Annotated in this window: 13 protein-coding genes; 6 read left to right on the top strand and 7 right to left on the bottom strand. The window is 43.3% G+C overall.

Annotated elements, in window-relative coordinates:
- Nucleotides 1-127: 127 nt before the first annotated feature.
- Complete coding sequence (locus VXQ11_RS14735; RefSeq protein WP_416682182.1) at nucleotides 128-1,018, bottom strand: sulfite exporter TauE/SafE family protein; 891 nt, start codon at nucleotides 1,016-1,018, stop codon at nucleotides 128-130.
- Nucleotides 1,019-1,405: 387 nt separating this feature from the next.
- Here VXQ11_RS14735 and lpxB point away from each other — a divergent pair, with 387 nt between their 5' ends.
- A complete protein-coding gene (gene lpxB, locus VXQ11_RS14730; RefSeq protein WP_416706347.1) occupies nucleotides 1,406-2,575 on the top strand; it encodes a lipid-A-disaccharide synthase in 1,170 nt (389 codons plus the stop codon).
- 5 nt (nucleotides 2,576-2,580) lie between these two features.
- Here lpxB and VXQ11_RS14725 read toward each other — a convergent pair whose 3' ends face one another.
- Nucleotides 2,581-3,531, bottom strand: coding sequence for an AraC family transcriptional regulator (locus VXQ11_RS14725; RefSeq protein ID WP_064095346.1), 951 nt, complete (start codon nucleotides 3,529-3,531; stop codon nucleotides 2,581-2,583).
- Nucleotides 3,532-3,719: 188 nt separating this feature from the next.
- Here VXQ11_RS14725 and VXQ11_RS14720 point away from each other — a divergent pair, with 188 nt between their 5' ends.
- Nucleotides 3,720-4,934, top strand: coding sequence for an alkane 1-monooxygenase (locus VXQ11_RS14720; RefSeq protein ID WP_416682187.1), 1,215 nt, complete (start codon nucleotides 3,720-3,722; stop codon nucleotides 4,932-4,934).
- A 54-nt stretch (nucleotides 4,935-4,988) separates the two neighbouring features.
- On the opposite strand, the gene VXQ11_RS14715 is transcribed toward VXQ11_RS14720, so the two are convergent.
- Nucleotides 4,989-6,812: an acyl-CoA dehydrogenase gene (locus tag VXQ11_RS14715; protein WP_416706354.1), complete on the bottom strand. Its 1,824-nt coding sequence runs from the start codon at nucleotides 6,810-6,812 to the stop codon at nucleotides 4,989-4,991.
- Nucleotides 6,813-6,890: 78 nt separating this feature from the next.
- On the opposite strand from VXQ11_RS14715, the gene VXQ11_RS14710 reads away from it, so the two are divergent.
- Entirely contained in the window at nucleotides 6,891-7,871 is a 981-nt protein-coding gene (locus VXQ11_RS14710; protein ID WP_416706346.1) for a GlxA family transcriptional regulator, read from the top strand.
- Between the two features lie 6 nt (nucleotides 7,872-7,877).
- Here the strand turns inward: VXQ11_RS14710 and VXQ11_RS14705 are convergent, their stop codons facing one another.
- Together VXQ11_RS14705 and VXQ11_RS14700 are read right to left on the bottom strand one after the other, a co-directional pair.
- A complete protein-coding gene (locus VXQ11_RS14705; RefSeq protein WP_416706353.1) occupies nucleotides 7,878-9,080 on the bottom strand; it encodes an MFS transporter in 1,203 nt (400 codons plus the stop codon).
- A complete protein-coding gene (locus VXQ11_RS14700) occupies nucleotides 9,080-9,520 on the bottom strand; it encodes a MarR family winged helix-turn-helix transcriptional regulator (protein ID WP_416682189.1) in 441 nt (146 codons plus the stop codon). The genes VXQ11_RS14705 and VXQ11_RS14700 overlap by 1 nt, the downstream gene beginning before the upstream one ends.
- 256 nt (nucleotides 9,521-9,776) lie before the next feature.
- Here VXQ11_RS14700 and VXQ11_RS14695 point away from each other — a divergent pair, with 256 nt between their 5' ends.
- The 3 genes from VXQ11_RS14695 to VXQ11_RS14685 are packed head-to-tail and all read left to right on the top strand — an operon-like array spanning nucleotide 9,777 to nucleotide 12,340.
- Nucleotides 9,777-11,222 carry a cytochrome ubiquinol oxidase subunit I gene (locus VXQ11_RS14695; RefSeq protein ID WP_064095351.1) on the top strand — a complete coding sequence of 482 codons (1,446 nt, stop codon included), beginning with the start codon at nucleotides 9,777-9,779 and terminating at the stop codon, nucleotides 11,220-11,222.
- Complete coding sequence (gene cydB / locus VXQ11_RS14690; protein WP_064102941.1) at nucleotides 11,219-12,223, top strand: cytochrome d ubiquinol oxidase subunit II; 1,005 nt, start codon at nucleotides 11,219-11,221, stop codon at nucleotides 12,221-12,223. Before VXQ11_RS14695 ends, cydB begins: the two co-directional genes overlap by 4 nt.
- A gap of 9 nt (nucleotides 12,224-12,232) precedes the next feature.
- The gene (locus VXQ11_RS14685; RefSeq protein ID WP_144724873.1) at nucleotides 12,233-12,340 is read left to right on the top strand and encodes a DUF2474 family protein; all 108 of its coding nucleotides are present in this window, start codon (nucleotides 12,233-12,235) and stop codon (nucleotides 12,338-12,340) included.
- Between the two features lie 89 nt (nucleotides 12,341-12,429).
- Here VXQ11_RS14685 and VXQ11_RS14680 read toward each other — a convergent pair whose 3' ends face one another.
- Both VXQ11_RS14680 and VXQ11_RS14675 read right to left on the bottom strand, forming a co-directional pair.
- Nucleotides 12,430-12,984, bottom strand: a complete 555-nt coding sequence (locus tag VXQ11_RS14680) for a thermonuclease family protein (RefSeq protein WP_416682192.1) — start codon at nucleotides 12,982-12,984, stop codon at nucleotides 12,430-12,432.
- A gap of 228 nt (nucleotides 12,985-13,212) precedes the next feature.
- Nucleotides 13,213-14,130 (bottom strand): LysR family transcriptional regulator, encoded by a 918-nt coding sequence (locus VXQ11_RS14675; RefSeq protein WP_416706345.1) that lies wholly within the window; start codon nucleotides 14,128-14,130, stop codon nucleotides 13,213-13,215.
- Nucleotides 14,131-14,194: the final 64 nt, after the last annotated feature.

Raw genomic sequence — 14,194 nt, 5'->3', positions numbered from 1 at the left:
TGCCGTCACTGGTTCGATCATACAAAAGGTTGTTTAATAGCCCGAATATAACATGAATGATGCGTCACTTTGTTATAAAAAAGATGAATATTTCTTTGAAAAAAAAGTGATGAATCGGATAGTTAAGTTAAACAGATTGTGAATTTTGGCTCATGATTATCATTGCTGTTTCAGCAGGTTGGGCCGGTTTTGATTTCACAGGATTAATCATGAAATTTACACCTAGGGCAAATAGGGTGATACCTAAAATTTTCCGGATCAGTTTTTCCGGCATACGTGAACTAAGCAAGGTCCCCACAATAATCGCCGGAATAGATCCCACCAATAACCACATGAGTAGCATGAAATCGACGTTGCCTGAAGACATATGACCCAGCCCTGCAACCAGGGTCAATAACACTGCATGCACAACATCTGAGCCAATGATACGAATCATCGGTAGATTCGGGAACATCACTACAAGAGCCATGATACCAAATGCGCCGGCTCCCACTGAAGAGAGCGTGACAAATATGCCTAAGATAATGCCCATAATGATAATGGCTATGCGCTTATCTTTAGCTTGCAGTTTTATTTTTTCCAGATCCTGCGTCATGTCAGGCAGTTCTTGTTTTCTGTATTTATTGAAAAGATTTTCGATCTGGGTGCGAAACAGAATAGATAAGCCGGTAATGGTCAGCATAAAGCCCAATACCATGGTCAGGACGGCTTTGTAATGCGTTGATTGGCTCAGATAGTTATCAAGAACCCAATGCGTTGCAAAAGAAGCGGGGATACTGCCAACGGCCAGCCAGATCACAATCGGCCAGACGATATTCATTTTTTTGGCATGCACAAACGAGCCACAGAATTTAGAAATCGCGGCATAGAGCAGGTCAGTACCAATCGCGATATGCGGTTCAATCCGGAATAAACTGATGAGAATTGGCGTCATCAATGAACCACCACCCACACCGGTGACACCTACACAAAAACCTACCAGAACGCCTGCTAAAATAAATTCAATCGGACCAAACATGCATATATGCCAAAATCAAAAAACGAGCATATCTTATGACTTTTGGATATAAGTCGTTGTCTTGATTATTGATTTGCTTATGCATAAAAAAGATAAAGCTAGGTGAAGAATATTAGGTGATCTTTCATGTTTATTCACTGGGTTATGTATAAAGTGCGAATATGATGATTGATTTTAACTGCCCGATTTGCCTCATTTCTGTCTAATTTAATGTATCTGTTAATGTCGATTTAATTCTTGTTAGGCAAGTTCGATCATTGACTAAGTCATTCTAAACGGTGAGTTTCTTAAAATTAGAAGATGCTTAAGCTTATTCCGGAATAGCGACAGGATTATGTTAGAATCCCGATTCAATAAATTTCCATGCGGATCTGAGAGGAAACCCACTTGCTAAATCGAAAACTTAAAATTGGAATCGTGGTCGGTGAAGTTTCTGGAGATACGCTTGGCGCAAAATTGATTCGCCGTTTTCGTGAGCAAGGCATTGATGCTGAATTTGAAGGTATCGGTGGTCCACAAATGATCGAGGAAGGCTTTAAAAGCTATTATCCGATGGATATTTTATCGGTGATGGGCATTGTCGAAGTTTTAAAAGATATTAAAAAACTGTTTGCTGTTCGTGACGGTCTGGTGGAAACCTGGACTAAAGATCCGGTCGATATTTTTATCGGGATTGATGCGCCTGATTTTAACCTGCGTTTGTCGAAAACCATTAAACAAAAACAGTTACCGATTAAAACCGTGCAATACGTCAGTCCTTCGGTCTGGGCATGGCGTCAAGGTCGTGTGCATGGCATTAAAGCCAGTATTGATCTGGTACTGTGCTTATTTCCATTTGAAAAAGCCTTTTTCAAACAATGGGATGTACCGGCAGCTTTTGTTGGACATCCGCTCGCTAGCCAATTACCGCTTGAAAATCCAATTCTGGATGCTCAAACAGAATTAGGCCTCGATCCACATCAGAAATATATTGCCTTATTGCCGGGCAGCCGCCGTGGGGAAATTGAACGTTTAGGCCCTTTGGTTCTGGATGCCGCCAATATTCTGCACCAAAAATGTTCGGATTATACCTTTTTGATTCCGGCCATTAATGATGCACGGAAGCAGCAAATCGAAAGTTTACTGGCCACTTATCCTGAGAGCCTAAAGGCCCAGATTCGTCTGATGGAAAATACCAGCGCTGAATCCAAAATTGGCCGTCAGGTGATGAATGCATCGAATATCATCGCATTGGCGTCTGGAACTGCAACGCTTGAAGCGATGTTGCTGCACCGTCCGATGGTGACTTTTTATAAACTGCACTGGCTGACTTATCAAATTGCCAAATTACTGGTAAAAATCCCTTATTTTTCATTGCCAAATATCATTGCTGGCAAAAAAGTGATTCAGGAATTGATTCAGTCCGATGCTACCCCGGAAAATCTGGCTGCTGAAATTGAAAAGTTAATGGATATTGAAGTGGCGCAGACTCAAGTCATGCAGCATATTACCATGCACAAGCAGCTGCTTTCTGGTAATAGTGAAGACCCGGTCAAAGCGGTACTGGCTTTAGTCTAGTAATTTTAGTCTGGTAATATAGACTGATTCTTCTGAGAATTCAGCCGGTATTGGGTCGGCGTCTGTTCAAACTGTTTTTTAAAACTTTGACTAAATGCCGTCTCGGATGAATAACCAACCAGATAAGCGATCTGCTGGATACCAAATCCACTATTTCTCAAATATTGCGCGGCGAGGCGCAGGCGGTGCTGTTGCAGATAAGCAAGAGGCGGCTCACCGACAATCTGGGTAAACAACTGGGCGAATTTGGAACGTGACATATGACACTGTTCGGCCAGACTTTCTACGGTCCAGGACTGTTCAGGTTTGCCATGAATCGCCGCCAGTGCATTAGATAATTCCGGATGTGAGAGAGCATTCAGCCAGCTCGAGGCATTTTCCAGGTTTAAAATATAATCACGCACGCATTCAATCAGTAAAATACTGACCAGATGATCCAGAATCTTGTCACGTCCCGGACGAAGCTGCTGGGTTTCCAGTGCCAGAAACTGCAAGCCGACCTGTAACCATTCCGGCGCCGTATCACCCAGAATATGCTGAATATGCAGGTATTTAGGTAAGGCACTCAAAAGAGGTTTGGCCATCTGGATATCCAGGCTGGAACGAATGGCCAGTATGAAGCTATGCTCCGTAGAATTTTCCCCATTGAGATCGACACATTGCTGTGCATGGCTCTGAAAATAAGGATTAATCGCACAGCGTGCAGAAAAATCGGCATTGTCTGGGCAGGAAACATGATGGGCGGAACCTGCTGGTAATAGCACCAGATCACCTTGTTGCAGCTCCAGCCAATCACCATTCATGAACTTTAATTGGGCCTGTCCCTGTAACAGGATATAGGCCAGCATAAAAGGCTCATGCTGATAGTCAAAGCCGCCCGGATGAAACACATTTAGATAAAGATATTCCGATTTTTCCAGATGAATATCATCAAAAATTTTACTTAAAGCATCCATGCCTAGCTCTATTCTTCTGTTTTATTTCATTTAATTGACAATAAATTTTTTAACTTTGTGATTTTAGGCCAGAATTTGGCAGCATGTGCCAAAGACGCTGACATAGCTTTTCTGGACGTTGAATACTGTTCGCTACTGCTGAAATATTCAACTATAAGTGCAGAGTAACATAAAAAAGGAAGGTCGCAATGAATGCCCCTGCACAAATCCAGAAAGCGCAGTTTACGCAGGAAGCGTACGCACCAAAAGGTGTAAAGCTGGATAAAAAACGTTTTGGCTGGTTGCTCAGCCCAGGTCTGCCTGTGATCGGAATGGGAATTCTGGCTGGTTATCATTTTGGTCCCAAAGCCACTCAAAAAATCTTTGCGATGGGCGGGCCTTTATTACTGCATGTAATCATTCCGACATTGGACGCACTGATTGGCGATGATGCCAATAATCCAAATGATGAGCAGATCAAGGCACTGGTTAACGATCCTTATTATGACCGCATTGTAAAAGCATTTATTCCCTTGCAAATGGCAGCCAATGCCTTTGCCGGCTATGTCGTAAGCCGGCCAAATGTGTCTTTGCTGGATCAGATACTGCTTGGAGTTTCTATGGGGGCGATTAATGGTGTGGGGGTGAATACCGCACATGAACTCAGCCATCGTCCCCAGAAAAAAGACCATTACTGGTCTCATGCCAGCCTGATGCCTTTGGGTTATAACCATTTTCGGATTGAACATCCTTATGGACACCATAAACGGGTGGCGACACCAGAAGATCCGGCATCTTCGAAAATGGGTGAGTCTTTTTACCGCTTCTGGCCACGTACAGTAATAGGCGGATTAAAATCTGCAATCCAGATTGAAAAAAGACGGCTCGAGCGTAAAGGACTGAAATTCTTTAATCAGGAAAATGAACTGTTTCATGGCTGGGCCATGAGTGCCGGCTATCATGCATTGATGCTGCAGGCGTACGGCAAGAAAATTATTCCTTATACACTGACACAGGCATTTTATGGCGTCAGCCTGTTTGAGATTGTGAATTATATCGAGCACTACGGACTAAAACGCGGACAGAAAGCGGATGGCAGTTATGAGCGAACCTTACCGGAACATAGCTGGAACAATAATAATATCGTGACCAATCTGTTTTTGTATCAGTTACAGCGCCATTCTGATCATCATGCTTTCCCAAGCCGTCCATTTCAGGCGTTGCGGCATTTTGATGAAGCGCCAGAATTACCCAGCGGTTATGCAACCATGTTGATTCCAGCCTTGATTCCACCTTTATGGTACAAAATCATGGATCAGCGGGTATATCAGCATTATCAGGGCGATTTAAGCAAGGCCAATATCTTGCCTTCCAAGGGTGCCAAACTGTTTAAAAAATTTGGTGTAAAAGACTCTGCAGCTTAATGAATTACAAAATAAAAATGCGCCGATAAAGGCGCATTTTTTGATGAATTCTGCCTAGAACCAGTCGGCTTGCATATTCAGGCAAGTATCATCCAGATTCATCAGTAATTTGGCTTGATGTTCAACTTCCGGGAGTTCCCAGCGAATAAAATATTGAGCTGCCTGAATTTTCCCTGCCAGAAAAGTCTGATCTTCTGCCTGCGAAGATGTGCCAAACTTGAGTTGAGCCTGATTCGCCATTTCCAGCCAGAGCCAGGACAGGATGGTCTTACCCATCATATCCAGATACAGGCCTGAATTGGCCAAAGCTTCACTGACTTTGCCTTGATGTAGGGCCTGACCTAAAACCTGAGTAGTTTCTTGTACAGTGACAAGATGCTGTTTATAGATCTCTGCCAGTTCCACTATCTTAGGTTCATGAATTTCTGACAAGGTCTTCTGGATGCGCTGCATGAGCAGATTTAGCCCTTTGCCATTGTGCTGCCAGAGTTTACGACCCAGCAGATCCAGAGATTGAATGCCATAAGTACCTTCATGAATCGGATTGAGCCGGTTATCACGGTAACATTGCTCCACCGGATATTCACGGGTATAACCCGCGCCGCCCAGGACCTGAATAGCCAGATCATTGGCTTTCGGGCCATATGCAGAAGGGAAGGATTTGACCACCGGGGTGATAAGATCAAGCAGAATGGCACTATCTTCATCTTGAGCTGCCTGATGTTCATCAATTAATCGGGCTGCAAATAAGCAAAGTGCCAGCGAACCTTCTACATACGACTTTTGCGCCAGCAGCATGCATTTGACATCGGTATGTTCAATGATATTCACCGGTTTGGAATCAGGTGTTTTTTCATGAACTGGCCGGCCTTGCGGACGGTTTTTAGCATAATCCAGAGATTCCAGATAGCCACGATAACCAATCATGGCTGCGCCCAGACCTACACCCACACGCGCTTCATTCATCATCTTGAACATATATTTTAAGCCATGTCCAGGTTCTCCAATTAAATAGCCTAAGCAATTATCATTTTCTCCAAAGCTTAAAACTGTAGATGTAGTACCTCGATAGCCCATTTTGTGCAGTAAGCCAGCCAGCTGTACATCATTAGCTTTACCGAGGGAACCATCCTCATGAGTTCTGAGTTTTGGTACGATAAACAGGGAAATTCCTTTCACGCCTTGCGGCGCATCCTGAATCCTCGCCAAGACCAGATGCACAATATTTTCGCTAATGTCCTGATCGCCACCCGAAATAAACATTTTCTGGCCTTTAATTTTATAAATTCCATCTGTCTGAGGAATCGCTTTAGTGGTCAGATCGCCCAAAGAGGAACCTACATTCGGTTCGGTCATGGCCATGGTGCCAGCAAAGCGGCCACTCAACATATGCGGTAGGAATATTTGCTTTTGTTCTGGGGAGGCAAAAGCTTGTATCAGGTTCGCCGCAGCTGCTGTTAGAAAAGAATAAGCCACGGTGGACGGATTGGCCGACATGAAATAAGTATTACAGGCCATATTCACCAAAGTGGGCAGTTGCATGCCGCCATCTGCATAATCATGCTGGGCGCAGAGCAGGCCGGCATCGGCAAACTGTTGCCAAGCTGTCTTCACTTCATCAATGGTTTTGACCTGTTTGCCGTCAAAGTTCGGTTCATGCTGATCAGCTTTGGCATTATGCGGTGCAAAATAATCAGTCGCGATACCTTTTGCCGTTTCCAGAATACTGTCGAAAGTATTTTTGTCATGATCCTGATAGCGTTGCAGTTTAGTCAGCGCTTCAAGTTTGAATACGTCATAAAGCTGGAAATGAAGATCTTTATCGTTCATCAGTTGAGTCACGGTACTATCCTGAATGTTTAATCCTTGAGATAGCATCAAGACTAGCAGTTGCTTTTATTGAGGAGGATTGTCAATAATGACATGAATCGGGTGAAAAGTGACAAATAGAAAAATATGCAACAGGTGGTGATTTTAGGCTTTGATGGCGCTTTGGCTTCAGCCATTACGGGTGTGGTCGATTTATTTTCCATGGCTGGCGTAAGCTGGAACCGGATCCAGCAGCAGGATGTAAAGCGCCTGTTTAAGGTGAGTATCGCCAGTCCGGATGGACACCCGATTCGGTGTATCAATGGGCTGCAGTTGCAGGCACATGTTTCTTATCAAGAGATTCAAACTGCTGATATTCTGGTGGTGCCGACTATTGCCGCACCGATTCAGGATGTATTGCAACAGAATCCAGAACTGATTCATTTTTTACAATCTGCACATGCAGATGCGACTTTAATTGCAGGAAACTGTACCGGGAATTTCTTTCTGGCAGAAGCAGGCATTTTAGATGACCGAGTTGCAACAACGCATTGGGGTTTTCAGGAAATGTTCCGTTCACGCTATCCTAAGGTGAAACTGAATGCCGATCTGATGATTAGCCGGGATCAGAATATCTATTGCGCGGGTGGAGGCCTGGCCTGGTTTGACCTGGGTTTGCATCTGATTGAGCGCTTGTATGGCTTTGAGGTGGCCATGCAATCGGCTAAATCTTTCGTAATTGATTACCGCAGAGATAGCCAGTTGTCTTATTCATTGCTGAATATTGGCCAGCCGCACCATGATGAACTGGTACAAAAAATCCAGAACTGGCTAGAGCAGCATTTTCATGAAGATTTTAGTTTGAACCAGCTGGCAGAGCAGTTTAATGTGACTGGCCGAACCCTGATTCGACGCTTTAAACAAGCCTTAGACATACCGCCCAATCAGTATCTACAAGCGATCCGAATTGAAGCTGCCCGTAAACGACTGGAAGAAACCGATCAAGCTGTGGATGTGATCATGCAAAATGTCGGCTATCAGGATCCAAGTTCATTCTGCCGTTTATTTCATAAAAAAACCGGTCTGACGCCGTTGGAATACCGGCGCCGGTTTAGCCGGCGCTTTTAAAAGTGTTTAATGAGAAGGCTGTACTTTTCCTGCTTTACGGCCATGCACAAGGTAATACCAGACCAGACAGCTCAGGGTGAGCAGTGCCAAGAATAGATAAAGCTGGCGATAACCAATCTGATCCAGCAGAATACCCAAGAAATAAGGGCCAAAACCAAGACCGGCATCCAGGGCAATAAAGAAGGTTGAGGTTGCGAGTCCCATACGCTGCAATGTCGTACTTTTCACCGCAATGGTTTGACACACCGACTGGATATTACCAAAACCAAAACCAAGCAAGGCAGCACTGGCAAGTAACATCACAGAGTTTTGCGCCTGACTGAGTAGCAATATCCCCAGTGCCATAATCACAATGGCAGGATAGATAATGATATTTTCGCCTTTACGATCCATGAGCGGGCCGGTAAAAGGACGCGAAAGCAAAATGGCAAAGGCATACATTAAGAAAAAGAATGATGCTGCTTCGACCAGATTAATGTCTTTGGCATAAAAATGAATAAAGGACAGTACACCTGAGTAAGAAGTAGCCACCAGCAGTACAATCAGTGCAATCGGTAGGGCATTCGGTTCAATATACTGAGCCAGTTTGCTGGTGCTTTGCGAGGTAGAATCTGCTGATGAATGACTTGCCTTAAGGCGTGGTGGCTGGATGAACAAGCCACAAATCAGGCAGCTGAGCGCAACGATACTGGTAAAGATGAAAATAACCTGATAATTAAAATTTGTCATCAGCCAGATTCCGACAAAGGGACCAATCGCTGTGCCAAGGGTGCTGCTCATGCTGTAATAGCCAATTCCTTCACCACGCCGGGTGGCAGGAATGGTCTGTGCAATCACTGTACCCAGTACAGTAGAAGCCATACCCATCATAAAACCGTGTATCAGCCGGATCCCTAATAAAACCTCCAGCTTGGCTGGAATCAAATACAGTCCGGAAAAAAGAAGGAAACCAGTCAAACCAATAACAAGAGTATTTTTCAAACCCAGACGGTTCAGTAATTTTCCAATCAATAATCGTCCAAATAACGTACCCACAATAAACAGACCCGATACCAGACCGGCTTGAGCAGTCGACGCGCTTAACTCAGCAACTGAGTAACCGACGATGACAATTACTAGCAAGTAAAACACCAGAACCAGTTGAAAATTTACCAGACTGATCAGGATAAAGTTGGGCGTCCATAAAGGCGCTTCTTCTTCTTGGCTCATCATGAGTTTTCCTGAGAAGTAGGTTGTAACTGCTGAATAAGTTGTACCAGGGTGGTTTTACTTTTTTGCAGATCATTTGCCTCAATCTGTTCAAGTAACTGATCTTCAAATGCATCGATCTGCTTGGAACACATGGCAAAGGTTTCTATGCCTTGTTCACTCAGTTTGAATAGTTTTTGACGCTTATCTTCAGTTTCGATCTGGGCGATCAGATCCAGCTCCACCAGTTGCTGAATCCGCCTAGTAATACTGGGCTTCGACACATTCAAATAGCTTGAAATATCAACCAATGTACATTGTTGGTGGGCTTGAATGATGTAAAGCACTTGCCATAGGGAGTAATTGAGCTGAGAGGATAATAAAATAGTATTGATCTCATCACTCATGAGTCGTGCGCACCGCAACAACAAGGAACGAAATCTGGAAGTCTGATAGAACATATAGTTAACCTGGGTAACTAATTTTTGCTTAATTTACGCCTGTTTTATCTAAAGCTCAAGGGGGGATTTTTAAAATGATTAAGCATGTTCTTTTTGCTAGCTATAGTTACATGGTTTAACATGATTAAAAAATAACCAACAAAAGAATACATACTTTTTATAATGGTCGCGCCTAAGCTAGCCATGTCACTAGAAGAATTCATGACTTAAAAATTGTAAGGCAAAGATGCCAAATAACAATACATAGGTGAAGCTTATGACTCTGGGTTTAACTGCATTAGAGTTAGCACGAATACAGTTCGCCTTTACTGTATCTTTTCATATCATTTTTCCTGCCATTTCAATTGGGCTGGCCGGTTTTCTGGCTATTCTGGAATGGCGCTGGCTCAAAACCAAAAACCCGATTTTTCAGGATCTGTTCAAATTCTGGGTGAAAATTTTCGCTGTTGCATTCGGGATGGGTGTAGTCTCAGGCGTGGTCATGAGCTATCAGTTCGGAACGAACTGGAGTGAGTTTTCACGGGTGGCGGGTAGTGTCACCGGACCTTTACTGGCCTATGAAGTTTTAACCGCTTTCTTTCTGGAAGCCGGATTTCTCGGCATCATGTTATTTGGCTGGGGACGAGTGGGACCGAAGGCACATTTTTTCTCGACCTTGATGGTTTCGCTTGGAACCTGTATTTCCATGTTCTGGATTTTATCTTCCAACAGCTGGATGCAGACTCCACACGGTTTTGCAATAGAAAATGGCCTGATTATCCCGCAAGACTGGATTGCTATCATATTTAATCCTTCTTTCCTTTATCGTCTGGCACATATGGGTACAGCTGCTTTTCTGGTTTCTGCTTTGCTGGTAGCTTCTGCAGCAGCCTGGCATCTGCTCAAGGGACGTCGTGATCCACTGGTTAAAACTTCATTCTCTATGGCAATGTGGTTGATTCTGGTACTTGCGCCATTGCAGGTGGTTATTGGTGATATGCATGGTATTAATACTCTTGAGCATCAACCAGCGAAACTGGCCGCAATAGAAGGGCACTGGGAAACCAACCATGATGAAGGCATGCCTTTATATCTTTTTGGGATTCCCGATATGCAAGCTGAAGAAACCAAATATGCAATCGGAATTCCGAACTTGGGGAGCCTGATTCTGACTCACTCAATGGATGGAACGGTCACAGGACTCAAAGATTTTGCACCTGAAGACCGGCCTAATTCATTAATCGTTTTCTGGAGCTTCAGGATCATGGTCGGTCTGGGAGTCCTCATGCTGTTACTGGCATTATGGGGGGCGTGGGCACGTAACCGAGGTCGTTTTTATGAGTCCCGCGCATTACACCGTTTTGCCTTGATTATGGGTCCCTCCGGATTTATTGCCTTGCTGGCTGGATGGTTTACGACGGAAGTCGGCCGTCAGCCTTGGGTAGTCTACGGCATCATGCGGACCAAGGATGCACTGTCACCGGTATCCGCCGAACAGGTGGGGCTAACCCTGATAATTTTTGTAGTCGTCTACTGTGTGGTATTTGGCATCGGGATCTACTACATGTTACGTCTTATGCACAAAGGTCCAGAGTTCATTCATTCCAGACCACATCATGAAACAGATAGCGATGTGGTTCAGGCTTCGCGTCGACCATTAAGTAGTATTCGCGAGCGTATTGAAGAAGTTCCTGAACAACCGGATCAGGAGGATAAAAAATGATTGATTTATCATTAATCTGGATTGCGATTATTGGTCTTGGTGTACTGGTATATACCATTCTTGATGGTTTCGATCTGGGAATCGGCATCTTGTTTCCTTTTTTCCCGCATCAGGATGAACGTGATGTCATGATGAATACTGTTGCTCCGGTTTGGGACGGTAATGAAACCTGGATGGTGTTGGGCGGTGCCGGGCTATTTGCAGCTTTCCCCCTTGCTTACTCAACCGTACTCTCGGCATTGTATATGCCGATTATTCTGATGGTGATTGCTCTGATTTTCCGGGGCGTGGCTTTTGAATTCCGCTTCAAGGCTAACCGTAGCAAGCATTGGTGGGATAAAGCCTTTATAGGCGGCTCTGTACTTACCAGTTTTCTGCAAGGCATGATTCTAGGAGCCTATATTCAGGGTATTGAGACCCGGAACGGTGTCTATGTCGGAGGTGGTCTGGACTGGCTTAGTCCATTTAGTATTTTTACCGGTATTAGTGTGGTAGTACTCTACGCAGCATTGGGTTGTGGTTGGCTGATCTATAAAACTGGAGATGACTTGCAGGATCGAATGTTTAAACTGATGCCAAAGCTGATTATTGCCTTACTGATCATACTGGCCGGTGTGAGTATATATACGCCGTTAACTCATCCGCAAATTGCTGAACGCTGGTTCAGCCAGCCTCAACTTACGTATTTTATGCCGGTTCCAATTCTGGTTCTGCTGTTTACCTGGCTGGCTTTGCGTGCCTGTAAGAGACGCAGTGAATTAGGTCCATTTACCTATATGCTGGTGCTGGTTTTCCTCGCTTATACTGGCTTCTTAATCAGCCTGTGGCCATATATTATTCCGCCAAGCGTGACCATCTGGCAGGCAGCAGCACATGAAAATAGCCAGTTATTCACTTTGATTGGTGCGTTGATCCTGATCCCGATTATTGTGATTTATACGGGTATGTCCTATTGGGTATTCCGGCATAAGGTCAGGGTTGGCGATGATGGCTATCATTAAGGAGCGGTCATGAAAGGCAAACAGGTATTATGGTTTGTAGGATTATGGCTAGCGGGATTTTTAACGCTGGCAGTGATTGCCGGCGCATTCCGCTTTATGGTGCATTTAGCTTACTAAATTAATAAAATCAATATGAAAAGAAAAGTGATCTGGATATCCTGATCACTTTTCTTAGCTGCAATTGATCTATTATAAAAAAATTAAATTTAGGATTTTAACTGTTTGCGATAAACACTTGGACGTACAGGACGAGTATGTTTCCAAAGGCCTTTCTTCTGCTTCTTAGCTTTATCTTGCAGTCCAATCATATAGCGTAAATGGTTTTTATCTTTGATGTATTCCTCATAAACCCAGGCTGCACCACGTTTAACAATCTCTTCATTGATATTTTTACGATAGCGGTAGACCACCCCGACGCAACGGCCATAACGGTCAATGTCGGTAATCTTTACCCGAACCATTTTATTATGCACCATACTTTTGACTAGTCGCTGTGATTCCTTGCCATAGGCCTGACTAGATTCTGGTGCATCTACAAAAGCAAAGCGTAATTTGGTTTCAGAGCGACGGATATTAAAACGGTAGCAGGTGAGTGTATCCCCATCACTCACAGCTTTTACGCGGCACCAATATTTTTTCCCTTTCTTAAAGGGACGGAATATGTCTTTTAAATAGACCGTAATTTTGTGCAGTAGATAATAGGAAAAACACAACAATACTAGACCCAGCACAATTTGCCAGCTGGTGGAGAGATTTAACAAGGGCGAGATCCAAATCAGCAAGATACAGCTGCGAGAACACAGCTAAAAGTTGGGTCATTTTAGAGCAAAGCCAGTAGATCTACGGATTAAAAGCTAATCACTCAGTGTTTAGTTTTGTACCGACTAAAATAGCCTAAGTATATTTTTATGCTGATAAGATAAATCCACGGGCATCAAAAATTAATATTTTAAATAGCCTAAGCAGATTTAAACTCCTTTATAAATAGCCTAAGCAAAAATTTTATAAATTTCACTTTTTAAAAATTGATGTCTCTTATTCTCTTGTAAATCCTTATGCCAATACATACCCATATTAATTTCAGGCAGTTCTACAGGAACTTTAAAAATATTCAGACAAGCAGCCAGTTGTAAATGTGCCAATACATTTTTAGGAATAGTCAACATAGCTGTCTTTTGTTGCTCTAAAATTTGTAGTGCAGTTGAATAATGCTGACAACGTAAAAAAATCTGCCGTGAATACTGTTTCCGATTTAAATAAATATCTTCAACTAAAACCCCAGTACGACGTGAGGACACGCCAATATGAGGAGAGGCAAGATAAATCTGTTCACTCATTTCTGTCAATTGTGTACATACTACAAATTCATCTTGTACCAGGCGCTCAAACTGGATTTTTTCAGCAATATTTTGTTCCAGATCTATGACGAAATCGACCTGCTGAGAGGCCAAATCTGCTGCAATATTTTTACGATCCAGCTTCATGCTGCTAAGTTGAATATCAAGGCTAAGCTGCTGAAAGTGCTGAACCAGTTTAGGGAAAATCATCGGCTCAATTTCATCATGAACCGCAATCTTCAGGCTCTGGATCATCTCAGGGTTAAACTGCTGATGCTGAATCGAAATATTTTGAATCGCAAAAAGTGCTTTTTTTACTTCAGGATATATCTGTTCTGAAAACGGGGTAGGCTGCATTTTGCTACTGGTGCGCACAAATAAATCATCTTGTAAATGCTGTCTTAAACGTTGCAATGCATGACTGGCAGCAGACTGACTAACTGATAAAATCTGTGCAGCTTTAGAAATACTATTTTGCTCATAAATCGCAATAAAAAGTGGATAAAGGTTAATGTCAATACGATGGAAATTTCGAAGATCCATCACGGTTTTAGAATGAATACTATGCATAATATTGTATGGATTAAAATCATTTTATTCATAATATAATTTGGGTTAAGGTGTTGTAAAGCGT

It is taken from the genome of Acinetobacter sp. 197 (assembly GCF_048148385.1).
Classification (GTDB): domain Bacteria; phylum Pseudomonadota; class Gammaproteobacteria; order Pseudomonadales; family Moraxellaceae; genus Acinetobacter; species Acinetobacter pecorum.
The sequence above is the reverse complement of the archived record's forward strand: the minus strand, read 5'-3'. Positions and strand labels throughout refer to the sequence as shown.